The sequence below is a fragment of the Nitrosomonas limosa genome, from assembly GCF_054188085.1.
The window spans coordinates 1,130,748-1,152,759 of the sequence record NZ_CM135180.1 but is presented as its reverse complement, the minus strand read 5'-3'; the positions used below and the strand labels follow the sequence as shown (position 1 = coordinate 1,152,759).

Sequence of the window (22,012 nt, the reverse complement as noted above, 5' to 3'; positions counted from 1 at the left end):
TGTAATTGATTCAAATCTCAAATAATCGGGGTAAATTCAGTACGAAGAACCGTTCTAATTTCTGTGGATGGTCATTTCTTCGTGACGTGGCGCTTCCAGATCGAGTTTTTTGAGAACCGGAGGTACTGCCGGAGCAGCAGCCGGTTTTGCTCTGCCTACTGCAAACTGTTCATGCATTTGTACGCTTTGGACAGGTTTGAGCGAACTGAGCGCTTGCGGGGTATAGTGCTGATTGACGCTATCGCTGAGGAATTTGCGGAATTGCACCGGCGTCAGCTTGGTCGCGTCGGCGGGTGGTGTCCACTCGGCTTTGGTTTCGGTTTCAAAAGTAAATTCTTTGATGCCGATACGCAACGTCACGCTTTTCTTGTCTTCGTTAAAATTGCCTTGATCGAGCTGACCATTGCTGCGCAACCAGATTTCTTGCCAGGCATCGGAATGCACGGTGTCCTTGCTGATGCGGAAACGGCCAAAATTACCGCCGACCACCGGTGAAATTTCCACGCCGTTGCCACGCACAAATACGATGTCCTGATCGCCCACCTGGAACAACGGTACGCCTGGAATAATCAAGGTATTGCCGGCGTCATCCGGACCGCCGCGGAAACGCAGGGTGATCAGCTTGTCCTGGCTCGAACGGCCCTTAAAGCTCCGGCTGATCTCGTAGGTTACGTAGGTATGCGGCATGGCAACGTCGCCCGCTTGCAGAACGTCCGATGTACGATAGTCGACCTCGACGACCTTGCCTTCAAAAATCAGGTCGGCTTTATGCACCAAATCCGAAGTATTGGTGCCGTCTGCATGCGATGCGTGCGACTGCGGAATTGCAATCGCCAAACCTAAAGTTAATATTGCTGCGGCTAATGTTGTTACTTTCATCATTTATCTCCTCTTACGTGGTTAGTTACTACATTGTTGCGCCGAATTTTCAGCAAACCCGGCAAAATCGAAACTGCCACGCAAAGATAGGACTTTTTGCTCGAGCAGTCTGTGAGAAAACACACAGGACACGGCGTTTTGCAGCTAAGCTCTTGGAGGAAAAGGCTAGTTGAATGGAGGCGCGGTCATTGAAAGTAGTTTTCTTGGAGATTTGAGAAATCAGGTATGCTTGTACTGAGAGAGTGTAGTGGAGGGGAAAAATCATGCATACCATTGGTAAATTCGTACTCGGGTTGATGGGGCAATTGCGCGCCAAACCGGCTGTCGGCGATTCAGCTATGTCGATTTCCCTGCCGTCTCCCGAAAAACAGGGCGGACTGCCACTGATGGAAGCATTGCTTATGCGCCACTCGTCGCGCGAATTTTCACCCGAACCGCTGTCTTTACCGTTGCTATCGACTTTGCTGTGGGCGGCGTATGGCATCAACCGTGAAGATGGCGGACGGACCGCGCCTTCTGCGCTCAACGCGCAGGAAATCGATATTTACGCGGCGCTGCCGTCGGGTGCCTATCGCTACGACGCGGCGGCCAATTGCCTGCAACTGGTAGCCGCCAGCGATGTGCGGCGGATTACCGGTTATCAGGATTTTGTCGACGACGCGCCGCTGGATTTAGTGTATGTCGCCGACTACACGCGTCTGAGCCGGGTGCCGTTTAGCCAGCGCGAATCGTATGCCTCGGTGGCAGCAGGGGCCATCGCGCAAAATGTGTATTTGTTCGCTGCGAGTCACAACCTTGCCACCGTACTACGCGCCTGGATCGACCGCACGGCGATTGCCGAGGCGCTGGGGTTGACGCACGATCAACAGGTGTTGCTGTCGCAGACGGTGGGATATTCGAAGATTACATGACCCACAACAGAGATGGTTTTATGGATAGTAAAATGTTCTAATCAAGAAATTAGTGAAGAAGGAGTTCGTTGATTCGAATGAGAAAAACGATGCAACATTTATCGTACGGTTTAAAGCAACCATCTGATCTTCTCGAAAAGTTAAGGTGGGACGCAGACAAACTTGGTGACTCGCCTCATGCATACGATGTGTTTAATTTCATTGTTACTGCCGCTGTACTTGCTGAATGGATACAACAAGCTTATTCTTCTAATTCGGATTCCGACCCATTTGCTGCACCTGCAAAGACAAAGAAAAAGGGTCAAAATATATCTCAAGAAAATTGGCTGATACCAAGTAAAGCGGCTTTGTGGATTAGAGACACAAGTTATCTTCCCAATCCTCATGTGGATGTCTGCCGTCATATTGAAAATGTACTTTCGATTTGTATGCATACTGCAAATGCCAGCAAGCATTTTCACTGGAATGATAGGCGGAGTATTACTACAATTGAAAAGAAGCCATTAATAAGAAATTGGTACCAATGGACCTTTACCTCGAGATTTCCAGATTTATATGTCGAATATAAAGGTGAGTACTACGGGTTACGGCAGATTAAAGGAATTTTGTTGCAATTTTATTCTGGCCTAATTCAATATTTCGAAGACCAAAAGCCATCCACTGGAGTGACCTCATGAAAATCCACGAATACCAAGCCAAGGAAATTTTACGCCAATACGGTGTGGCGACGCCGCAAGGCATTGCCTGTTTTAGCGTTGATGAAGCGGTGAGCGCGGCGAAGCAATTGGGCGGCGATGTTTGGGCGGTGAAAGCGCAGATTTATGCCGGCGGGCGCGGCAAGGGCGGCGGGGTGAAAGTGGCGAAGTCGCTGGATGAGGTGCGGCAGCGTGCCGGAGAGATTTTGGGAATGCGGCTGGTGACGCATCAAACCGGGCCGGAGGGACGAATCGTGCACCGCTTGTTCATTGAGCAGGGGGTGAAGATCGACAAGGAATACTATGCCGGCATGGTGGTCGACCGGCGCCAGCAACGCGTGTGTTTGATGGCGAGCTCTGAAGGCGGGATGGACATTGAAAAAGTCGCGGCGGAGACGCCGGATAAGATTCACAAAGTGTTTATCGATCCGGTTGCGGGCTTGACGTCGGAGCAGGCGCAAGACATCGCGCAGAAAATCGGTGTCCCATCGCAGTGCGTGCCGCAGGCAGTGAGTCTGTTGCAAGGCTTGTACCGGGCGTTCGACGAAACCGATGCATCGTTGCTGGAGATCAATCCGCTCGGGCTGGTGAATGGCGATCAGGTGATGGCGCTCGATGCCAAGATGAATTTCGACGACAATGCGCTGTACCGGCATGCCGAAGTTGTCGCGCTACGCGATTTGGACGAAGAAGATCCGGTTGAAATCGAGGCGGCGAAGCATGAGTTGTCATACATTCCACTCGACGGCACTATCGGCTGCTTGGTGAATGGTGCCGGCTTGGCGATGGCGACGATGGATATCATCAAACTGTACGGTGGCAATCCGGCCAATTTTCTCGATGTCGGCGGTGGGGCGACAACCGAGAAGGTGACCGAAGCGTTCAAGCTGATGCTGCGCAATCCCAAATTGCAGGCGATTCTGGTGAATATTTTCGGCGGCATCATGAAATGCGACGTGATCGCCGAAGGCGTGGTCGCCGCAGCGCGCGAGGTGCAATTGACGGTGCCGCTGGTGGTGCGGCTGGAAGGCACCAATGTCGATCTCGGCAAGAAAATTCTGGCCGATTCCGGTTTGCCGATCATTTCGGCAACGGATATGGCCGATGCGGCGCAGAAGGCGGTGAACGCGGCGCAATCGAAACCGTCTTCGTGCGGTTGTCAGAGTTAATCATTACAGGAGCGCAACATGTCTATTCTGATCAATCGCAACAGCCGTGTTCTCACCCAAGGCATCACCGGCAAGACCGGGCAATTTCATACCCGCATGTGCCGCGACTATGCCAATGGCAAGGAATGTTTCGTGGCCGGGGTCAATCCGCGCAAACCCGGCGAGGATTTCGAGGGTATTCCGGTGTTTGCCACTGTCAAGGAAGCGAAGCAGCAAACCGGCGCGAATGTATCGGTGGTTTACGTGCCGCCACCGTTTGCCGCCGTAGCGATCGACGAAGCGGTCGAAGCCGAGCTGGATCTGGTGATTTGCATCACCGAAGGCATTCCGGTGCGCGACATGATTCGCACGCGTTACAACATGCAGGGCAAGAAAACCCGGCTGATCGGCCCGAACTGTCCCGGCATTATCACCCCGGACGAACTCAAGATCGGCATCATGCCCGGTTACATCCATAAAAAAGGCCGCATTGGCGTGGTGTCGCGTTCCGGCACGTTGACCTACGAAGCGGTGGCGCAATTGATGGCGCTGGGTCTTGGGCAATCGACTTGCATCGGGATCGGCGGTGACCCGGTGAATGGCTTGAAACATCTCGATGTGATGCAATTATTCAACGATGACGACGAAACCGATGCCGTGCTGATGGTCGGCGAGATCGGTGGCAGCGACGAAGAGGATTGCGCGCGCTGGATCAAGGACAACATGCGCAAGCCGGTGGTCGGCTTTATCGCCGGTGTGACTGCGCCGCCTGGTAAACGCATGGGGCATGCCGGGGCGATTATTTCCGGCGGCAAGGGCACGGCGCAGGAAAAGCTCGAAGTGATGGAAGCCTGTGGTATCAAAGTCACCCGTAACCCCGCTGAAATGGGACAATTGCTGAAGTCGGTTTTATAGTTTCTTCAATTATTCAAAGGTATTTTTTATGCGTTTTCGCTTATCGTTTGCAATTATTTCTCTCGCAATCATAGTTTCCGCGTGTAGCACCATACCTGGAAAACAACTACCGCTACCCGGTAAGAAACCGGAACGGCCTGCCGGTCCGCTGCCGCAAAGCGCCAAGCCCAAATACAACCTGACCGGCTACCCGGCGGAGGTGCAACAAGGTTATATCGATGGTTGCGAAACCGCCAAAAACACCAGCTGGGCATTCAAGGATCTCAACCGTTACGATAAAGACGATCAATACCGCATGGGTTGGGAAGATGGTTTCATGATGTGCAAGGGCAAGAAATAACTATTACATTCCAATGATTGGCGTTAATTGGCATTTGGGTTTACTGGCGTGGTTGATTATTTCAGCGACACCGGTTGCTGCTGCTGATTTACCGCTTACTGTCAAACAAAAGCTGCAGCAACTGGCTATTCCCGAAGCGGCGATCGGTGTTTATGTACACGAGATCGGCGCGCGCGAGCCGCTATTGGCGGTCAATGCCGATACTGCCATGAATCCGGCATCGGTAATGAAATTGCTGACGACGTATGCCGGATTGGAGCTGTTGGGACCGGCGTATACCTGGCCGACGATGTTGTACGCCGATGGTCCGATCATTGACGGTGTATTGCACGGTGATCTGATCATCAAAGGCTATGGCGATCCGAAGCTGGATCTGGAGAATTTCTGGTTGCTGATTCATCGCCTGCGCCAAACCGGATTACACGAGATTAAAGGGAATCTGGTGCTGGATAACAGCCATTACGCGATCCCAAACGACGATCCGGGTGATTTTGACGGACAGCCTTACCGCACCTACAACATCATTCCGGAGGCTTTGCTGGTCAATTACCGTACATCGACCATTCATTTGTTTCCGCAACCCGAGAAAAATGCGGTGCGAGTGGTCATTGATCCGTTGCCGGATTCGATCCAGGTTCAGAATCATTTGAAATTGACCCAGGGCGCATGCGGCGACTGGCAAAATGCGATGACGATCGACGTGTTGGCCGATAAGAATAATGACAACAATTTTACCGTGGTGCTGAAAGGCAATTTTTCCCGTCACTGCGGCAAGCAATCGTACATGCTGAGTTTGCAGAAAAGTGCGATTTATACGCGCGATTTGTTTAAACGCTTGTGGGCGCAGCAAGGCGGCTTGTTTCACGGCGATGTAAGAGTCGAAAGGGCGCCATCCGGGTTAACGCTGCTAAAAATTTATCAGTCGCCGCCACTGGCGGAGATTGTTCGCGGTATCAACAAATTCAGCAATAACATTGCTGCGCGGCAACTGTATTTGGCGTTGGGTACGGGCGATGCCGTGGCGCTTAATTCTCCTGCGACGTTGACGAAATCGGATGAAGCCATCCGGCAGTGGCTGGCGCGTAAACAGTTAAATTTTCCGGAGCTTGTGGTTGAAAACGGCTCCGGACTATCGCGCAGGGAGCGTATCAGCACCCGGCATATGGGGCAATTGCTGTTGGTTGCTTTCAATAGCCCGGTGATGCCGGAATTTATGTCATCGATGCCGATTGCGGCGGTCGATGGCACCTTGAGAAACCGGTTCACCGGAACAGCGGTAAAAGGTCTGGCGCATATGAAAACCGGTGCGCTCAATAATGTGCGTGCGTTGGCGGGGTATGTGCTGGATCAAGCCGGACGACGCTTCGTCGTCGTGTTTATCGTGAATCATGAGCAGGCCGGGCAATCCCGAATCGCCATGGATGCTTTGGTGCAATGGCTTTACAGCCGATCTTAATGTCCCTGAGACTAACAGGCCTATTGATTCCAATTTCTTTTCGGCGTAGAGTGCATGCTCAAGGTAGATGATCTATTTTGAAATCAGGTGAATCCCTTCAATCTCAGCTTGAGGAGTACACAAAATGATGAATGAATATAAATCCCTCGCCGTGCAATATCTGTCCGGAACTGTCCATATTTCCCGCCCCTTACCACCCAATCCGGTGACGTTTGATTCTCCCGCAACGGAAGTAATGACCGATTTGCGCTCGATCCACGCAGCGGTCATTGCGCCAAGCACTCCGATGGAAATTGCCAATACCTACATGATGCAGCGCGGTGTGCGGACATTGCTGGTCATGAGCAATGACAATACGCTGGCCGGAATCATTACTGCAACCGATATTTTAGGTGAGAAACCGATGCGTTTTATTCAGGAACGCGGCGTGAAGCACAATGAAATTCTGGTGGTGGATATCATGACACCGCTGGATAAACTGGAAGCGATTTCCCTGGAGGAAGTGATGCATGCTCGAGTTGGCAATGTGGTTGCCAGTTTGCGCGAAAGCGGACGGTTGCATGCATTGGTGATCGATGACTATACCATCGGTCTACCGAGGATCTGTGGCATCTTTTCCTGGACTCAAATTGAAAAGCAGCTTGGCATGATGATTCCACAAAACAATGTTGCGAAGAGTTTCGCCGAAATTGAATCAACATTGATAGCAAGTTGATAAGGGATGCGAAAACCTATTATTAAGCCAGTTCATGGTTTGACTTTGGACTGGCTTTCTAAAGACACTGATGCGGACGGCAGCCGCTGACTCAGTTATAGTCTATTAGATTTTACTGTCGAGACCGTTCTCGGCAAGTTCTGCGGCGCGTAACACCGCTTTGGCTTTGTTCTGTGTTTCCACCCATTCGTTTTGCGGCACTGAATCGGCGACAATGCCCGCACCTGCCTGCACATGCAGCATACCGTCTTTGATGACGCCGGTGCGGATAGCGATCGCTAAATCCATGTCGCCATTAAATCCCAGATATCCCACGGCGCCAGCGTAGACCCCGCGCTTGGAGACTTCCAGTTCGTCGATGATTTCCATGGCGCGGACTTTGGGAGCGCCGCTGACGGTGCCAGCCGGAAAGGTGGCGCGTAATACGTCGATGGCGCTTAATCCGGGTTTCAGCTTGCCTTCGACATTCGAAACGATGTGCATGACATGCGAGTAGTTTTCAATTTGCATTTTTTCAGTCACTTTGACTGTCCCGGTTTGCGCGACACGACCAATGTCGTTGCGTCCCAGATCCATCAACATCACATGTTCTGCAATTTCTTTCGGATCCGCCAATAAATCGGCTGCCAGTTCGGCATCTTCCTGCGGATTTTTTCCGCGTGGACGGGTGCCGGCAATTGGCCGGACAGTGACGGTATCGCTTTCCAGGCGCACCAAAATTTCCGGAGAAGCGCCGACGACATGAAAATCGTTGAAATGATAGAAAAACATGTAAGGCGATGGGTTGAGGCTGCGCAAGGAACGGTACAACGCCAGCGGCGAAGCGCGATACGGTTTACTGGTGCGTTGCGACAGTACCACTTGCATGATGTCGCCGTCATAGATGTAGCGTTTAGCCCGTTCGACGGCAGCCTTAAATTCCGCTTCCGGAAATTCGGAGACCGCAGTGGCTGACTCAGCCGTTTCTTCAGAGGGAATAGTGACCGGTTGGCGTAATTGTGCGAGTAATGCTTTCAAACGGTCGCGGCCAGCCTGGTATGCGTTTGCATTTGCTGGATCGACGTACACGATCAGATACAATTTGCCGGAAAGATTGTCGACGACGGCTAATTCTTCGGAAAGCAGCAGCAGCATATCCGGCGTGTTCAAGCAATCCGGCTTGGCATGCCCTTTAAGCTTGTGCTCGATATAACGCACAGTGTCGTAGGAGAAGTAACCGGCCAGTCCGCCACGAAAGCGTGATTTTCCGGCGGGGCATGGTGCCGCTTTGAAACGTGCCAAATAAGATTCAACAAAAGCCAGAGGATCGGTTGCTGCAACCGTTTCCGATAGATTCTGGTGAATCGTGGTAATTTGATTGTCGCGGGCTTCAATGCGAGTTGTTGCCGGCAGACCGATGATTGAGAAGCGGCCGAACCGCTCGCCGCCTTGCACCGACTCCAGCAGGTACGAATAGGGCTGATTGGCCAGTTTCAGATAGATCGATAAAGGCGTGTCGAGATCGGCGAATGTTTCAAGAATAACCGGAATACGGTTAAATCCTTGCCGCGCGAGTTCATCAAATTCGGCTTCGGTCATTTCTAGGATGATTTTTTAATCAATTTCGCCGCATCCACGATGGATTCCACTATTGCATCGCAATCCAGTTCATAAACATTGCGTCCTTCATTGTAACCATAGGTTACACAAAACACATGGCAACCGGCGGCTCTGGCTGCGATCGCATCATTTAACGAGTCGCCGATCAACAGTGCTTCGTTGGGCTGTGCGTCAAAAAACTTGCAAATGTGCGTGAGCGGCATCGGATCGGGCTTCTTTTTCGGCAAGCTGTCGCCGGATAGAACGATTTCAAATTGATCGTACAGCCCGGTCGCCCGTAGCAGCGGAATGGTAAATGCTTCTGCCTTATTGGTGATGCAAGCTAACCTGAAACCGGCTTGCTGCAAGACTTTAACGCCTTCAACCACCCCCGGATAGGGGCGAGTATTTAAACTTAAATTCTCCGCATAATGTTTTTCATAAATCGGTAACGCTTTTTCAAATAGATTAGCATCGGGTTCACCGTCGAGTTCGCCAGTCAAGGTACGCTTGACCAGTTTCTGTATGCCCTTACCGATATAGGAACGGATGGTTTCAGTCGATTGTTCCGGCATTCCCAAATCCTTGAGCATCAGGTTGGCGGACAATGCGAGGTCATCCGCGGTGTTCAGCAAAGTACCGTCCAGATCGATCATGATTACCTTGACCGCAATCGGGAAATCGGTTTTCTTGGATGAAGCCGCAGTGTTGAAAGAAAAACTTTGATTCATGAACGTGTAAATAGTGGCAATTGATACGAAAGGTTTTATTTGACTTTGGCTAACTCAGCGCGAAACGCAGCCACAATGCTATCGTAGCGATGTGGATCCGAGTCTTTACCAGCCTGATAAATAGCCGATCCGGCTACAAATGTGTCGGCGCCGGCACGTGCAATTTCTGCGATATTGTCAACTTTCACACCACCATCAATTTCCAGCATGATGTTGTTATTGCCGCTGTCATCCAACCGTTTTCTGACAGCGCGTAATTTGTTTAACGCTTCTGGAATGAATTTTTGACCGCCAAAACCGGGATTGACCGACATGATCAGAATCAAATCCAGTTTGTCGAGCACATGATCCAAATAAGATAGCGGTGTTGCCGGATTAAATACCAAACCGGCTTTACAACCTTGTTCCTTGATCAGACCAATGGTGCGGTCAATATGGTTGGATGCTTCCGGGTGAAAGGAGATAATGTTGGCGCCGGCTTTGGCAAAATCGGGGATAATGCGATCAACCGGTTCAACCATCAAGTGTACGTCGATGATGGCATCGGTGACGGGGCGAATGGCTTCGCATACCAAAGGGCCAATCGTCAAATTGGGTACATAGTGGTTGTCCATCACATCAAAATGGACAATATCTGCGCCTGAAGCGATAACATCGGTGATTTCCTGACCGAGTTTGGCAAAATTGGCGGACAGAATGCTGGGTGCTAAGCGAAACATGAAAAACCTCTCAATTGAAATCAAATTGTTTATTTTAACCTTAATTGGCCGGTTGCGCGTGAAAGAGTGCAAGTGGATATGAATTTCATCCGGTTAATCCGTTTTTTAGCTTTTCTTGGTACACTATTTAAAAGAACGCGCTAATAGCAGGGATAAACATATGTCCGATGATAAGAAATACGAAATAGATATTACTGTTCGAACCGCCTATTTACCTGACCAATCGGATGAGGAAGCCGATCGGCATGTGTTCGCTTACACCATCACGATTGCCAATAATGGCACGGTCGCCACACAATTAATCAGTCGGCATTGGATCATCAATAATGGCGATGGCACAACACAGGAAGTGCGGGGATTGGGTGTCGTCGGCGAGCAACCGCTGCTTAAGCCCGGCGACAGCTTTGAATACACCAGCGGAACAGTGATTTCAACATCGGTTGGCTCGATGAAAGGCAGTTATCAGATGGCTGCGGAAGATGGCGTGCATTTTGATGTGGCCATCCCGGAATTCATATTGAGTGTGCCCAGGACGTTACATTAAAACGCTCAATGGCTGGTTTTGATTCTGGGTTTAATGACTGCATTGCATAGTTGCTTCCATGACCGGCACGCTCTATCTAATCCCATCACCCATTAGCCAGGAAAGTATCGCTTGGGTGTTGCCGGCGGCCGTGCAACAATGCGTGGCCGGATTGAGCCATTTTATCGTGGAGCATCCCAAAACTGCGCGGCAATTTCTCAAGCAAATTGGTTGCAAGCAGCCATTACAGGCATTGCAGATGCAAATACTTAATGAACATACATCCAGTAAAGATTTGCCGGGGCTTCTTAAGCCATTATTGGCAGGCAACGATGTGGGGCTATTATCAGAAGCCGGGTGCCCGGCAGTAGCCGATCCTGGGGCGGAATTAATCCGCCTGGCGCATGGAAGTAACATTACCGTGTCCCCTTTGGTCGGACCTTCCTCTATTATACTGGCACTGATGGCATCGGGCTTGAATGGTCAGCGATTTGCTTTTCATGGGTATTTGCCGGTTGAAAGCGTTGCGCGGGCAAGCAGGATTGTGGAGTTAGAAAAATTATCCATTAGCTTGCAGCAGACGCAAATTTTTATCGAAGCGCCGTACCGTAATCAGAAATTACTGGAACAATTGGTGAATGTATGCCGCGATACGACCGATTTATGCATCGCCAGTCATCTTACGTTTTCCAGCGAGTTGATTGCGACCAAGCCGATCAGGGAGTGGCGTAAGCACCTGCCGGATATCAACAAAATACCGGCCATTTTTTTATTGTACGGCTAGGAGGTGCCAGGGTTTTTGCTGGCTGTAGCCGGTTATTCGAAATAAGGATTACTGAGCCGGGAGTTTTTTCTGGATAAATTCTATCTTGTAGCCATCCGGGTCTTCGATAAACGCAATCACTGTTGTGCCATGCTTCATCGGCCCGGCTTCACGGGTAACCTTGCCGCCCAGTTTTTTAGTGTTCTCGCATGCTTGGTAAGCATCATCGACTTCAATGGCGATATGGCCGTAGCCTTCTCCCAGATTATACGAGGCAGTATCCCAATTGTGCGTCAATTCCAGAACAGCGCCGCTGGCTTCATCCTGAAAACCAACGAAAGCAAGCGTGAACCTGCCTTCGGGATACTCTTTGCGGCGCAATAGCTTCATCCCTAACACTTGGGTGTAAAAAGCTAGGGATTTTTCAAGATTGCCGACACGCAGCATGGTATGCAGAATGCGCATTTATATTTTTACCATTTCAAAATCATCTTTACGCGCGCCGCATTCCGGGCAAGTCCAGTTGATCGGCACATCTTCCCAGCGCGTGCCCGGTGCGATACCTTCATCCGGAGCTCCAGCGGCTTCATCATAAATATAGCCGCAAATTAAGCACATATAGCGATTGTACTCACGATTCTCATCGGTTGGCATGATAGATAGCAACTTCCTTTTAGGTTAAAATGATATTTTACGGTATTAATGCATGTTACAGCCACCCCCAATTGTACTTTCTTTCGCAGCCAATGATCCCACTGGTGGAGCAGGTCTTCAAGCGGACTTGCTGACTATAGCAAGTCTGGGTTGCCATCCGTTGTCGGTGATGACAGCGATTACCGTTCAGGATACCGCCGGCGTTGAAGATGTCATGCCGCTTGATCCCGAATGGGTTGCCGATCAAGCCAGAGCGGTCCTTGAAGATATGCCAATTCAAGCTTTTAAAATCGGATTATTAGGCAGCGTTGAAATTATCGCTACGATTGCAGAGGTGATTTCCGACTATCCGCAGATTCCCTTGGTGATGGATCCTGTTCTGACTTCAGGTCGAGGGGATGAGCTGGCAAGCGAGGAAATGATTGATGCCATGCGCGAGTTATTATTGCCGCAGGTGACGATTTTAACGCCCAATAGCCTGGAAGCGCGGCATCTGGCGCAACTGGAAAACGACAGTCATGTGACTAAGCTGGATTTAAGTCTGTGCGCGGAGCGGTTGCTGGATCTCGGATGCGAATATGTGTTGATCACCGGTACTCACGAAAACACCGTTCAGGTGACCAATACTTTATTTGCAAGCGACGGTATTGTGCGATCCGATCACTGGGAGCGGCTTGCCAATACCTATCATGGCTCGGGTTGCACTTTGGCATCCGCGATCGCAGCTTATTTAGCCAACGGATTGCCCATCACAGAGAGCGTGCAGGAGGCACAGGATTACACTTGGCATACATTACAGGCAGGTTTTCGTCCCGGGATGGGGCAATATATTCCCAACCGGCTTTTTTGGGTGAGGGAAAATGATGATGACGACAATGAAATAGGCTCGTCTATTATCGAAAAAAACTGAAGAATCGCTGATTAATCCAATGAACGTAATGAAGCGCAACAGTGGCAACATCTCGACCCGATAGCCGAAATTTCCCCAGAGCGATATGTCCGTGCAATCAATGAATCAGGGGCTCTCCATGATTGGCGGGCTATACGCGATTACGCCGGATTTGAACGATACCGGTGAATTGCTCGAAAAGACGCGGCAAGCTTTGACTGGTGGGACTCGTCTGGTGCAGTACCGGAACAAATCGGCTAATAGCGTTTTGTTGAGGGAGCAAGCCGGATTAATGCGGCAACTCTGCAATGAATTCCGGGTACCATTGATTATCAATGATCACATCGATTTGGTAATCGCAGTTGATGCGGATGGCGTACACGTGGGTCGGGAGGATGCGGGTGTCGTCGAAGCGCGAAAGCACCTCGGGAAAAATAAGATCGTCGGGGCATCGTGTTATAACGATCTGGAACGGGCGCAGCGAGCAGAGCAAGAGGGTGCCGACTATGTGGCTTTTGGCGCATTCTTTGCTTCAGCGACAAAGCCTGATGCTGTCTCCGTTTCCGAATATCTGATGGGACAAGCGAAACAAAAAATTTCAATTCCTATTGTGGGGATCGGCGGTATCCAGCTGAACAATGCAAGGCAAGTTATTGCAAGCGGCTGTGCCGCAGTTGCGGTGTGTGGTAATTTGTTCAGGAATGACAATGTCACGACGCAAGCCATACGATTCACGCAATTATTTGCAGAGTATCAAACTTACTAACAACCAACTAATTTTAAAAGAGTAATCAAATGACTTCACGTAATCATCAACTATTTGAACAATCTCAGCAATATATACCCGGCGGTGTGAATTCCCCTGTTCGTGCTTTCAAATCGGTGGGCGGGGAGCCGGTTTTTTTTAAACGTGGTGAAGGCGCGTATTTTTGGGATGCGGACGGTAAATCGTATATTGATTATGTGGGTTCATGGGGACCGCTGATTCTTGGTCATGCCCATCCGGAAGTGGTTAAAGCCGTGCAGACTGCGGCACAGAATGGTTTGACCTTTGGGGCACCCACTGAAGCGGAACTGGAAATCGCCAAGCTGATTTGCCAAATGGTGCCTTCCATTGAACAAGTCCGGTTGGTAAGTTCCGGCACGGAAGCGGGTATGAGCGTCATTCGGTTGGCACGTGGTTTTACTGGCAGAAGTAAGATCATTAAATTTGAAGGTTGTTATCACGGTCACGACGATTCCTTGCTGGTTAAAGCGGGCTCGGGTGCGCTTACTTTTGGAAATCCAAGCTCTGCCGGTGTTCCGGCGGAGACAGCGGGACATACGATTGTTCTGGATTACAACGATCTGGCCGGCATCGAAGAAGCCTTCAGCAAATGGGGCAAAGAAATTGCGGCGGTGATTGTTGAGCCGGTTGCGGGCAACATGAATCTGATCGCTCCAAAGGCGGATTTTCTGGCGCGATTGCGTGCATTGTGCACGCAAAACGGCACCGTATTGATCTTTGATGAAGTGATGACGGGCTTCCGCGTTGGATTGGGATGTGCGCAAGGGCTTTATCAAATCAAACCGGATCTGACGGCATTGGGTAAAGTGATCGGCGGTGGCATGCCGATGGCTGCATTCGGCGGGCGGCGTGACATTATGCAATGTTTGGCGCCACTCGGGCCGGTTTATCAAGCAGGTACGCTTTCTGGAAATCCGGTGGCGGTTGCGGCAGGCATGGCGACGTTGAAACTGATTCAAGTACCAGGTTTCTACGATAAGTTATCCAGCAGAACCCGGCAGCTTGTCGAAGGTATCAGCGCAGCAGCAAAGACATACGGCATTGATTTTTGCGCGCAATCGGTCGGCGGTATGTTCGGATTTTATTTCAGCAAGGATATTCCCACCAGTTTTGCCGAAGTCATGCAATGCGACAAGGCGGCTTTTAATCGATTCTTTCATGCAATGCTTGAAGAAGGCGTTTATTTCGCACCATCCGCGTTTGAGGCCGGATTTGTATCGTCAGCGCATGGCGATCAAGAGCTTGATAAGACCCTGTCAGCAGCCGATAAAATATTTAAGAATTGGTAGCAAACAGTAGATAACAAAAAAAGGCGATCTTAAGATCGCCTTTTTTGTTTACGCGAGGATTGTTTGTTAGCGAATCGTTGCGATGTATGCAGAAACCGCTCTTTTTTCATTTGCGCTCATACGGCTAACAACTTGTTGCATGACAGCATTGTCATTGGTGCGGTCGCCTTTGTTAAATTGGTCGAGCTGCGACAGCGTGTATTCCGCATGTTGTCCGCCAACCGCAGGATAATGCGGCGGAATGCCGGAACCGTCCGGACCGTGGCAGCTTGCGCAAGCAGGAATGCCATTTTCAATATTGCCGCCGTGGTAAAGAATTTTGCCAGCTTCAAGCATATTTTCATCGACCGGTGCTTGGCTTGGGTTAGCCTTTTGTTTGGCGTAGTATTCGCCTAACGCTTTCATATCCTCCTGCGACAATGCCGCTACCATGGCTGACATCACAGGACTGTTGCGTTTAGGTGGTTCTTCGCCATTTGCCTTAAAATCCATCAACTGCTTGGTGATATACTCCGCATGTTGTCCGGCCAAAATCGGATTCATCGGAATGACGCTATTGCCGTCAGCGTTGTGGCAGCCAGCGCAAGTGCCAGCGGCAATCTCTTCAACTGTGGCCGGTGCGGCAGGCGCTGGTGCAGTGGAGTCGGATTCAGAAGTTGTTTCGGCTGAAATCGGTGCAGCGGCTAATAATGCTGCGAATAAAACCATATGCTTGAAAATTTTCATGTTTCTTATTCCGTTTTTAAAGGCATCTAAAAGTGGGTTGGTCTGTTTGTGAAATAACGGCGTATTTTAGCAAGGCAAAAGCGCGTTAACAACAAAATTAATAGGGTTGTTGTTATTTAATATTCTATTTTTCAATGAGAATAATCTTTATTATCCTGCTAATAGTGAACGTTGCATTTTTTGCCAATGCGTGGCTTCACTCGGATGAACGAAATCAAAACACTCCGCTACCGGTAAATCCGGAGAAAATTATTCTGGTGCCGGCTCATGCAAATTGTTTAATATGGGGCAATTTTTATGAAGAACAAATACAATATGCGACATCGGTATTGGCTGAATTGTTACCCGATTTAGCCTATAGCTTGGAGGAAGCCGGCGATACTAACCTATACTGGCTTTATATCCCGCCTTATCCCAATAAAGATCTCGCTAATCGTGAGATCAACAAACTCAGGAATCTTGGCATTGTGAGTTTTCGTGTAAAAGACGGCAGCCAGTGGGAGAATGCCATCTCGTTAGGGATGTTTTATGATCAGAACGATGCGCTCAAGCAGCTGCGTGAAGTGGAAAAGAAAGGAATTGTCATTGCAAAAATCGATCATCGCACGGTTCTCTTAAAAAAAATTGTAGTTCGAGAATCGACGCAGACCACTAAAGATTCGATGCAAAAGCTGGTAGAACAATTTGACGATACGCAGCTGAACTCCGGCGAATGCGAACGTTAATTTTGATAATCTCATTAATAATGAATGGATAGTGGCATTTTGGAACGCTGATAATCCGGGATAAATCCTATCCGAATAAAAATTTATGAAGGTAACCATTAAAACACCGCAAGAAATTGAAAAAATGCGCATTGCGGGGCGATTGGCCTCGGAGGTTTTGGATTTTATTTCCCCTCATGTTGTGGCCGGTATTACAACGGAAGAGTTGGACAGGCTGTGCCATGATTACATGGTGAACGTGCAAAAAACCATTCCAGCACCGCTCAATTATGCGCCATCTGGGCATGCACCCTATCCGAAATCGATTTGCACATCGGTCAATAACCAAATATGTCATGGCGTTCCCGGCAAAAAGATACTTAAAAACGGTGACATCATTAATATTGACATCACCGTTATCTACGAAGGCTATCACGGCGATACCAGTCGGATGTTTTACGTCGGCGAACCATCGATTCAAGCCAAACGCTTGTGCGAAGTGACTTATGAAGCCATGTGGCGGGGTATTGATCAAATTGCACCGGGTAAGCATTTAGGCGATATCGGTCATGCCATTCAGAAATTAGCGGAAGGTGTCGGTTACAGCGTGGTCAGAGAATTCTGCGGTCACGGTATCGGTGCAAAATTTCACGAAGACCCGCAAGTGTTGCATTACGGGCGTCCCGGTACCGGATTGGAACTCAAGTCCGGCATGATTTTTACCGTGGAACCGATGATCAATGCCGGGAAGGCCGCTATCCGCCATTTGCCGGACGGGTGGACGGTCACCACCAAAGACGGCAGTTTGTCCGCGCAATGGGAACATACCATTCTGGTGACTGAAAACGGTCATGAAGTGTTGACCCTGTCGGCGGGCGCTCCTGCAAAACCAGAGTATCGTTTCGCATCTTAATCTCATTACCACAGAATTCTATGACACGCAGTTATCAACGCACACCGACGCAAATCCGTCCTGTCAAAATCACACGCCATTACATCAAACATGCCGACGGCTCAGTGCTGATCGAATGCGGCGACACTAAGGTTGTCTGCACTGCGACAATTGCCGAACAAGTGCCATCCTTTTTGAAGGGGCAGGGGCAAGGGTGGTTGACCGCCGAATATGGCATGCTGCCCGGATCGACGCATTCGCGTATGCAGCGAGAAGCTGCTAAAGGCAAACAGACCGGGCGTACTATGGAAATTCAGCGGTTAATCGGCAGAGCGCTCCGCGCTGCGGTCGATTTGAAGAAACTCGGCGAGCGCACTATCCAGATCGATTGCGACGTCATCCAGGCGGATGGCGGCACCCGTACCGCCAGCATTACCGGCGCCTATGTCGCCTTGCATGATGCTGCTCAAAAGTTGCTCGATCAACAACGCATCGGATCTTCACCGATTCTCGATCACGTCGCAGCGGTGTCGGTGGGTATTTTTGAAGGCACACCGGTACTGGATTTGGATTATGCGGAGGATTCCGCGTGTGATACCGATATGAACGTCGTCATGACCGGGCGTTTGCACTTGATCGAAGTGCAAGGAACCGCCGAAGGTGTTGCTTTCAGCCGCGAAGAATTGAACACCATGCTCGATATGGCGCAACATGGCATCCAGGAATTGATTGCGATTCAAAAAGCGGTGTTGGGTCAATCGTGAGCATGCTGGAAAAATTGGTCATCGCCAGCAATAATTCCGGTAAATTACGGGAAATCGGAGAATTACTTGCGCCGCTGACAATTGAAGTTATCCCGCAATCGCAATTTGCTGCCGGTGAAGTTGACGAGCCGCATCCGACGTTTGTCGAAAATGCCTTGATTAAAGCCCGTCACGCGAGCCGTTGTGCCGGATTACCCGCACTGGCGGATGACTCAGGCATTTGTGTTAGCGCACTGGGCGGTTCTCCCGGCGTGAATTCCGCCCGATATGCCGGCGAACCCAGATCCGATGAACGTAACAATCAAAAACTAATTTCGGCGTTAAAAGATCAAACGGATCGCCGTGCCTATTATTACTGTGTGATCGTGCTGCTCCGGCATGCCGAAGATCCGCAGCCGATCATTGTCGATGGCGCGTGGCATGGTGAAATCGTCGATCAACCGCGCGGCGCCGGTGGATTTGGCTACGATCCCTATTTTTGGGTGCCCGAATTCGGTAAAACATCCGCAGAATTAACATCCGAGCAGAAAAATCGTCTCAGTCATCGCGGCCAGGCGCTGTCGAAGCTGGTGGATATATTGCGTTCCGGGAAGTTTTAGCCAGAGGATTTTGATCTGGATTTCCGGCGATTTTTTTTTCGGGAGCCGTAAGTTAATCGATGGTGTTTGGGAAAAACGGATCGATACGATGCGCAGCGCAGCAAGATCAGCATGGCAATGACGGCAATGTGAAGACCGGCTTCCATGCAGGTGTATTCTTCATACATAGCACGATCAATCCCTCGATCAATGCGGCGAGTGCTAATTCAGAATAGATGTCACTTGATTCGCTGCATTGGGGTGCGCTCAAAAACTCACCTATCATATTGATAGATCTCGTTTTTAGTGCTCTAGCCGCCTTACATTAATCTCGGCTTGAGCGGCGAATCAGGTTTTCCTAATCGTATCAGTCGTTCTTTGGTTCCTGGTAAGTTTCGTGAGTAACTAGTCGCCCCTGAAAAAGTATCAGACAACAGTTGTTGTTCTGGAAAAGCCGCCCGAGAAAACGGCTACCTATCAAAATGCATACCCTTGTAGTTTAAATTTCCATCAAGGAATCCGTTCTCGCCACGGGAAAAAGAGCCAAAAAATGGCCAGCAGCCATTGTTTCAGATTCCAGGCGCAAGCAGCCATCAGCAGGTTGATGCGATCACCGACAGCGCCTTTCAGATAGCTCCTTGCCATTCGATAATCCGACTTCAGGTGACCGATAATGGGTTCAATCGCGGCGCGCCTCCTGCACTGTTTTCGCTTCCTGTCTTTCTGGTACCGGGTATCCTTCTTGAGCGCCTTTCCGGGCAAAATGATCTGGGTTCCATTGACTTCACGTTTGCCGCGGTAGCCGCGATCGCATACGGCCTGCCTGGCAGCTTTCCCTCGCGAAATCTCAACATGTCGCAATATCTCCGGTAATGTATGGCTGTCATGCAGATTCTGTTCGTGACTGACAACCCCGACAATCAGATTGCCTTTTGCGGTACTGGCTATCGATGCCTTGCTGCCGTATTCATATTGTTTGTGGTCTTTTCCCTTGGCGACACAGTACACTTGCGGTTCGTGCAATGAGTAGATCTTGTTTTTATCGTTTTGTTGCTGCCGTAATACTCCCTCATACCGTAGAAAATCCTTTTGGTAGCATTCAAACAAACAGTATTGCGGCAGTTCTCTCCTGAGCTCCCGCATCAGAATACCTGCAATGGTTCTGAGTCGCTTCAACGCTCGTTTCGCTTTCGCTCTTTTCTTCACATGCCGGTAGTGCCGGATATCCAGGCGCAGTGACTTCACTTCTTTGACAAAAGTACGCCGCTGTAAAATACCATGGGATTTGGCAATCTTGTTGAGGCGATTGATAATTTTGATCGCCAGTTTGCTATCCGTTGGGTACGTGATGTTCTTCTCATGCACGGTCGTGTCAATATGAATGACGTCTTCCAGCGCCGATTCCCCATGCAAACCAACGCTCATCCGGAAAATCCGCTCTACGCCTTCCGCGCCTATGCGCTTACGAAAATGTACCAGCTCCGTGCTATGACAAGGCAACTTCTGCTGGAACTCTTTCATGCCGCAAAAAGCCTGGTAATAAGGATTACGCTTCCACTGCAGTACTATCGATTCGTCACTCAAATTCTCTAACTGTTTTAGAATCAATAACCCAACCATCAAACGGATCGGCTTACTCGGTGCTCCTGTCGCTGCTGTGTAATGAACCGAAAATGATTCCTCAAATCCTTGCCACGGTATCGCTGATGCAAGCTTCAGCAATGGATCACCGGGATCAAGCTGCATCAGTAAATCTGTTCCAAACAGATTCGGTTGATGAATCGTACTGCTATTTCTTAGCATTTTTAATCACCATTTCGACCAGAAATACAGCACTATTTTAACATTCCAGGTCGTTATGATCACTAATAAACAGTGTATTTATAACTAATATCAAGTGCTTAGGAATATTTCAGGACCGACTAACTATTGATTACTCAAAACAATTCTGTATTTGACTGAGCCATTTGCAAGCTTGGCAAGCGCATCGTTCACTTGATCCATGGGGAAACTTTCGACGATGGGTTCGATTTTGTGTTGTTCTGCGAATTGCAGCATGGTGGCAATGGTGGCAGGGCTGCCGACGGGGGAGCCGGATACGTCGCACTGGTTGGCAATCATCGGAAAAACATTGATGTCCAGCGGTTGCAGCGGGACACCGAGAAAATGCAGCCGGCCTTTCGGACGCAAAGTGGCAAGATAAGCGTTCCAATCCAGTTTCACATTCACGGTTGCCAGGATCAGGTCAAAGTGATTGGCAACGGCAGCCAGTTCTTCCGGGTTTCTCGTATTCAGCACCGCGTGCGCTCCTAAAGACATTGCTTCTTTTTGTTTACTTTCACTGGAAGTAAAAGCAGTGACGTGGCAACCCCAGGCTTTGGCAAATTGCAGTGCAAGGTGACCCAAACCACCGATGCCGATGACAGCTACTTTTGCAGTCGGTGGAATGTGATATTGCACGAGCGGATTAAAAACAGTGATGCCGCCACAGAATAAAGGGCCGGCAGTTTGAGCGTTGAGATTGTCCGGTAGCGCAACCACACTGGCCGCTTTTGCGCGAACCTTTTCGGAGAATCCGCCGTGGCGTCCAACGATGGTGGATTCTGATTGCGCACACAAATTATGATCGCCGGATAGGCAACTGTGGCAAGTCATGCAATAGCCGGCATGCCAGCCTAAACCGACGCGCTGACCGATTGACAAGTTATGCACATGACTGCCTTTGGCGGCTATCGTACCGATGATTTCGTGACCCGGAACAAATGGGTATTGCGTGATTCCCCAATCGTTATGCAGCATGCTGAGATCGCTGTGGCAGATGCCGCAATGCTCCACGGCAATTTCAACGTCGTGATCACCGAGCGGTCCCGGATCGTATTCAAACGGCTGTAGTTTTCCGCCTGGTTCAAATGCTGCATACGCTTTAATCATGATTGCTCCTTCTATCGTGCTTTCCAATAACTTAATTATTCATTATCACTGTTTTTGTAATTGGGTGCATGATATCTTCATGGCGGCCACAGAACCTGGCATGATTTCAGCGGATTCACTTTGATCGATGCAACCAATCTTTAGGTATTTTCATGGAATATAAGATTTTATTAACGGTATTTGTCACAGTTTTTATCGCGGAACTTGGCGATAAGACGCAGTTGGCTACGCTGCTATTTGCTGCCGATAAGGAAGTCAGCAAGTTGACGGTATTTGTTGGCGCGTCGCTGGCTCTCATTGCCACCTCGGCAATCGGTGTGCTGGCGGGTGGCTTCATTTCCGAGCATGTCAGTGCGAAATATTTGCATTATCTCGCCGGTGCGGGGTTTATTGTTATCGGGACCTGGACGTTGATTAAAGCTTGA

26 protein-coding genes are annotated in these 22,012 nt (G+C 49.7%); 17 read left to right on the top strand and 9 right to left on the bottom strand.

What is annotated here, in order from left to right; translation table 11 throughout:
• Window positions 1-54: 54 nt before the first annotated feature.
• Window positions 55-882: a hypothetical protein gene (locus ACV7NC_RS05175; protein WP_458154430.1), complete on the bottom strand. Its 828-nt coding sequence runs from the start codon at window positions 880-882 to the stop codon at window positions 55-57.
• Window positions 883-1,142: 260 nt separating this feature from the next.
• Between ACV7NC_RS05175 and ACV7NC_RS05170 the strand changes: the two genes are divergently transcribed.
• The 7 genes from ACV7NC_RS05170 to ACV7NC_RS05140 all read left to right on the top strand — a co-directional run bounded on the left by ACV7NC_RS05170 (window position 1,143) and on the right by ACV7NC_RS05140 (window position 7,059).
• Window positions 1,143-1,790, top strand: a complete 648-nt coding sequence (locus tag ACV7NC_RS05170; protein WP_458154429.1) for a SagB/ThcOx family dehydrogenase — start codon at window positions 1,143-1,145, stop codon at window positions 1,788-1,790.
• Between the two features lie 77 nt (window positions 1,791-1,867).
• Window positions 1,868-2,467 carry a hypothetical protein gene (locus ACV7NC_RS05165; RefSeq protein WP_458154427.1) on the top strand — a complete coding sequence of 200 codons (600 nt, stop codon included), beginning with the start codon at window positions 1,868-1,870 and terminating at the stop codon, window positions 2,465-2,467.
• The gene (sucC, locus tag ACV7NC_RS05160) at window positions 2,464-3,654 is read left to right on the top strand and encodes an ADP-forming succinate--CoA ligase subunit beta (protein ID WP_458154426.1); all 1,191 of its coding nucleotides are present in this window, start codon (window positions 2,464-2,466) and stop codon (window positions 3,652-3,654) included. The genes ACV7NC_RS05165 and sucC overlap by 4 nt, the downstream gene beginning before the upstream one ends.
• Window positions 3,655-3,672: 18 nt before the next feature.
• Window positions 3,673-4,548, top strand: a complete 876-nt coding sequence (gene sucD, locus ACV7NC_RS05155) for a succinate--CoA ligase subunit alpha (protein WP_458154424.1) — start codon at window positions 3,673-3,675, stop codon at window positions 4,546-4,548.
• Window positions 4,549-4,576: 28 nt separating this feature from the next.
• The gene (locus ACV7NC_RS05150; RefSeq protein ID WP_458154423.1) at window positions 4,577-4,888 is read left to right on the top strand and encodes a hypothetical protein; all 312 of its coding nucleotides are present in this window, start codon (window positions 4,577-4,579) and stop codon (window positions 4,886-4,888) included.
• 13 nt (window positions 4,889-4,901) lie between these two features.
• The gene (dacB, locus tag ACV7NC_RS05145; RefSeq protein ID WP_458154422.1) at window positions 4,902-6,344 is read left to right on the top strand and encodes a D-alanyl-D-alanine carboxypeptidase/D-alanyl-D-alanine endopeptidase; all 1,443 of its coding nucleotides are present in this window, start codon (window positions 4,902-4,904) and stop codon (window positions 6,342-6,344) included.
• Window positions 6,345-6,468: 124 nt separating this feature from the next.
• Window positions 6,469-7,059, top strand: coding sequence for a CBS domain-containing protein (locus ACV7NC_RS05140; RefSeq protein ID WP_458154421.1), 591 nt, complete (start codon window positions 6,469-6,471; stop codon window positions 7,057-7,059).
• Between the two features lie 105 nt (window positions 7,060-7,164).
• On the opposite strand, the gene trpE is transcribed toward ACV7NC_RS05140, so the two are convergent.
• Genes trpE through rpe form a run of 3 tightly spaced genes read right to left on the bottom strand, consistent with a single transcriptional unit; the run spans window position 7,165 to window position 10,087 of the window.
• Window positions 7,165-8,637, bottom strand: a complete 1,473-nt coding sequence (gene trpE / locus ACV7NC_RS05135) for an anthranilate synthase component I (protein WP_458154420.1) — start codon at window positions 8,635-8,637, stop codon at window positions 7,165-7,167.
• Window positions 8,638-8,639: 2 nt separating this feature from the next.
• Entirely contained in the window at window positions 8,640-9,368 is a 729-nt protein-coding gene (locus ACV7NC_RS05130; protein WP_458154418.1) for a phosphoglycolate phosphatase, read from the bottom strand.
• Between the two features lie 35 nt (window positions 9,369-9,403).
• The gene (gene rpe / locus ACV7NC_RS05125; protein ID WP_458154416.1) at window positions 9,404-10,087 is read right to left on the bottom strand and encodes a ribulose-phosphate 3-epimerase; all 684 of its coding nucleotides are present in this window, start codon (window positions 10,085-10,087) and stop codon (window positions 9,404-9,406) included.
• Window positions 10,088-10,247: 160 nt separating this feature from the next.
• Between rpe and apaG the strand changes: the two genes are divergently transcribed.
• Window positions 10,248-10,631 carry a Co2+/Mg2+ efflux protein ApaG gene (gene apaG, locus ACV7NC_RS05120; RefSeq protein ID WP_458154415.1) on the top strand — a complete coding sequence of 128 codons (384 nt, stop codon included), beginning with the start codon at window positions 10,248-10,250 and terminating at the stop codon, window positions 10,629-10,631.
• A gap of 58 nt (window positions 10,632-10,689) precedes the next feature.
• Complete coding sequence (locus ACV7NC_RS05115; protein ID WP_458154413.1) at window positions 10,690-11,394, top strand: SAM-dependent methyltransferase; 705 nt, start codon at window positions 10,690-10,692, stop codon at window positions 11,392-11,394.
• Between the two features lie 48 nt (window positions 11,395-11,442).
• On the opposite strand, the gene gloA is transcribed toward ACV7NC_RS05115, so the two are convergent.
• Window positions 11,443-11,838: a lactoylglutathione lyase gene (gene gloA / locus ACV7NC_RS05110; protein WP_458154412.1), complete on the bottom strand. Its 396-nt coding sequence runs from the start codon at window positions 11,836-11,838 to the stop codon at window positions 11,443-11,445.
• A complete protein-coding gene (locus ACV7NC_RS05105) occupies window positions 11,839-12,027 on the bottom strand; it encodes a rubredoxin (RefSeq protein ID WP_292916819.1) in 189 nt (62 codons plus the stop codon).
• Window positions 12,028-12,079: 52 nt separating this feature from the next.
• Between ACV7NC_RS05105 and thiD the strand changes: the two genes are divergently transcribed.
• From thiD to hemL, 3 genes are all read left to right on the top strand, one after another.
• Window positions 12,080-12,937: a bifunctional hydroxymethylpyrimidine kinase/phosphomethylpyrimidine kinase gene (thiD, locus tag ACV7NC_RS05100; RefSeq protein WP_458154410.1), complete on the top strand. Its 858-nt coding sequence runs from the start codon at window positions 12,080-12,082 to the stop codon at window positions 12,935-12,937.
• 85 nt (window positions 12,938-13,022) lie between these two features.
• Entirely contained in the window at window positions 13,023-13,682 is a 660-nt protein-coding gene (thiE, locus tag ACV7NC_RS05095; protein WP_458154408.1) for a thiamine phosphate synthase, read from the top strand.
• 29 nt (window positions 13,683-13,711) lie between these two features.
• Window positions 13,712-14,992 carry a glutamate-1-semialdehyde 2,1-aminomutase gene (hemL, locus tag ACV7NC_RS05090; RefSeq protein ID WP_458154406.1) on the top strand — a complete coding sequence of 427 codons (1,281 nt, stop codon included), beginning with the start codon at window positions 13,712-13,714 and terminating at the stop codon, window positions 14,990-14,992.
• Window positions 14,993-15,058: 66 nt separating this feature from the next.
• Here hemL and ACV7NC_RS05085 read toward each other — a convergent pair whose 3' ends face one another.
• Window positions 15,059-15,718, bottom strand: coding sequence for a c-type cytochrome (locus ACV7NC_RS05085; RefSeq protein ID WP_458154405.1), 660 nt, complete (start codon window positions 15,716-15,718; stop codon window positions 15,059-15,061).
• Window positions 15,719-15,852: 134 nt separating this feature from the next.
• On the opposite strand from ACV7NC_RS05085, the gene ACV7NC_RS05080 reads away from it, so the two are divergent.
• The 4 genes from ACV7NC_RS05080 to rdgB all read left to right on the top strand — a co-directional run bounded on the left by ACV7NC_RS05080 (window position 15,853) and on the right by rdgB (window position 18,677).
• Window positions 15,853-16,443 carry an SPOR domain-containing protein gene (locus tag ACV7NC_RS05080; protein WP_458154404.1) on the top strand — a complete coding sequence of 197 codons (591 nt, stop codon included), beginning with the start codon at window positions 15,853-15,855 and terminating at the stop codon, window positions 16,441-16,443.
• A gap of 85 nt (window positions 16,444-16,528) precedes the next feature.
• Complete coding sequence (map, locus tag ACV7NC_RS05075; RefSeq protein WP_458154402.1) at window positions 16,529-17,335, top strand: type I methionyl aminopeptidase; 807 nt, start codon at window positions 16,529-16,531, stop codon at window positions 17,333-17,335.
• 20 nt (window positions 17,336-17,355) lie between these two features.
• Complete coding sequence (gene rph, locus ACV7NC_RS05070) at window positions 17,356-18,078, top strand: ribonuclease PH (RefSeq protein WP_458154400.1); 723 nt, start codon at window positions 17,356-17,358, stop codon at window positions 18,076-18,078.
• A gap of 2 nt (window positions 18,079-18,080) precedes the next feature.
• Window positions 18,081-18,677, top strand: coding sequence for an RdgB/HAM1 family non-canonical purine NTP pyrophosphatase (gene rdgB / locus ACV7NC_RS05065; protein ID WP_458154399.1), 597 nt, complete (start codon window positions 18,081-18,083; stop codon window positions 18,675-18,677).
• 489 nt (window positions 18,678-19,166) lie between these two features.
• On the opposite strand, the gene ACV7NC_RS05060 is transcribed toward rdgB, so the two are convergent.
• Together ACV7NC_RS05060 and ahr are read right to left on the bottom strand one after the other, a co-directional pair.
• Entirely contained in the window at window positions 19,167-20,459 is a 1,293-nt protein-coding gene (locus ACV7NC_RS05060) for an IS5 family transposase (RefSeq protein WP_458154398.1), read from the bottom strand.
• 123 nt (window positions 20,460-20,582) lie between these two features.
• Window positions 20,583-21,587, bottom strand: coding sequence for an NADPH-dependent aldehyde reductase Ahr (ahr, locus tag ACV7NC_RS05055; RefSeq protein ID WP_458154397.1), 1,005 nt, complete (start codon window positions 21,585-21,587; stop codon window positions 20,583-20,585).
• A 152-nt stretch (window positions 21,588-21,739) separates the two neighbouring features.
• On the opposite strand from ahr, the gene ACV7NC_RS05050 reads away from it, so the two are divergent.
• A complete protein-coding gene (locus tag ACV7NC_RS05050; RefSeq protein WP_458154396.1) occupies window positions 21,740-22,012 on the top strand; it encodes a TMEM165/GDT1 family protein in 273 nt (90 codons plus the stop codon).

Excerpts from the sequence above, each read along its gene's own strand:
- ACV7NC_RS05175 (WP_458154430.1), bottom strand. The coding sequence starts at position 882 with ATGATGAAAGTAACAACATTAGCCGCAGCAATATTAACTTTAGGTTTG.
- ACV7NC_RS05170 (WP_458154429.1), top strand. The coding sequence starts at position 1,143 with ATGCATACCATTGGTAAATTCGTACTCGGGTTGATGGGGCAATTGCGC.
- ACV7NC_RS05165 (WP_458154427.1), top strand. The coding sequence starts at position 1,868 with ATGAGAAAAACGATGCAACATTTATCGTACGGTTTAAAGCAACCATCT.
- sucC (WP_458154426.1), top strand. The coding sequence starts at position 2,464 with ATGAAAATCCACGAATACCAAGCCAAGGAAATTTTACGCCAATACGGT.
- sucD (WP_458154424.1), top strand. The coding sequence starts at position 3,673 with ATGTCTATTCTGATCAATCGCAACAGCCGTGTTCTCACCCAAGGCATC.
- ACV7NC_RS05150 (WP_458154423.1), top strand. The coding sequence starts at position 4,577 with ATGCGTTTTCGCTTATCGTTTGCAATTATTTCTCTCGCAATCATAGTT.
- dacB (WP_458154422.1), top strand. The coding sequence starts at position 4,902 with ATGATTGGCGTTAATTGGCATTTGGGTTTACTGGCGTGGTTGATTATT.
- ACV7NC_RS05140 (WP_458154421.1), top strand. The coding sequence starts at position 6,469 with ATGATGAATGAATATAAATCCCTCGCCGTGCAATATCTGTCCGGAACT.
- trpE (WP_458154420.1), bottom strand. The coding sequence starts at position 8,637 with ATGACCGAAGCCGAATTTGATGAACTCGCGCGGCAAGGATTTAACCGT.
- ACV7NC_RS05130 (WP_458154418.1), bottom strand. The coding sequence starts at position 9,368 with ATGAATCAAAGTTTTTCTTTCAACACTGCGGCTTCATCCAAGAAAACC.
- rpe (WP_458154416.1), bottom strand. The coding sequence starts at position 10,087 with ATGTTTCGCTTAGCACCCAGCATTCTGTCCGCCAATTTTGCCAAACTC.
- apaG (WP_458154415.1), top strand. The coding sequence starts at position 10,248 with ATGTCCGATGATAAGAAATACGAAATAGATATTACTGTTCGAACCGCC.
- ACV7NC_RS05115 (WP_458154413.1), top strand. The coding sequence starts at position 10,690 with ATGACCGGCACGCTCTATCTAATCCCATCACCCATTAGCCAGGAAAGT.
- gloA (WP_458154412.1), bottom strand. The coding sequence starts at position 11,838 with ATGCGCATTCTGCATACCATGCTGCGTGTCGGCAATCTTGAAAAATCC.
- ACV7NC_RS05105 (WP_292916819.1), bottom strand. The coding sequence starts at position 12,027 with ATGCCAACCGATGAGAATCGTGAGTACAATCGCTATATGTGCTTAATT.
- thiD (WP_458154410.1), top strand. The coding sequence starts at position 12,080 with ATGTTACAGCCACCCCCAATTGTACTTTCTTTCGCAGCCAATGATCCC.
- thiE (WP_458154408.1), top strand. The coding sequence starts at position 13,023 with ATGTCCGTGCAATCAATGAATCAGGGGCTCTCCATGATTGGCGGGCTA.
- hemL (WP_458154406.1), top strand. The coding sequence starts at position 13,712 with ATGACTTCACGTAATCATCAACTATTTGAACAATCTCAGCAATATATA.
- ACV7NC_RS05085 (WP_458154405.1), bottom strand. The coding sequence starts at position 15,718 with ATGAAAATTTTCAAGCATATGGTTTTATTCGCAGCATTATTAGCCGCT.
- ACV7NC_RS05080 (WP_458154404.1), top strand. The coding sequence starts at position 15,853 with ATGAGAATAATCTTTATTATCCTGCTAATAGTGAACGTTGCATTTTTT.
- map (WP_458154402.1), top strand. The coding sequence starts at position 16,529 with ATGAAGGTAACCATTAAAACACCGCAAGAAATTGAAAAAATGCGCATT.
- rph (WP_458154400.1), top strand. The coding sequence starts at position 17,356 with ATGACACGCAGTTATCAACGCACACCGACGCAAATCCGTCCTGTCAAA.
- rdgB (WP_458154399.1), top strand. The coding sequence starts at position 18,081 with ATGCTGGAAAAATTGGTCATCGCCAGCAATAATTCCGGTAAATTACGG.
- ACV7NC_RS05060 (WP_458154398.1), bottom strand. The coding sequence starts at position 20,459 with ATGCTAAGAAATAGCAGTACGATTCATCAACCGAATCTGTTTGGAACA.
- ahr (WP_458154397.1), bottom strand. The coding sequence starts at position 21,587 with ATGATTAAAGCGTATGCAGCATTTGAACCAGGCGGAAAACTACAGCCG.
- ACV7NC_RS05050 (WP_458154396.1), top strand. The coding sequence starts at position 21,740 with ATGGAATATAAGATTTTATTAACGGTATTTGTCACAGTTTTTATCGCG.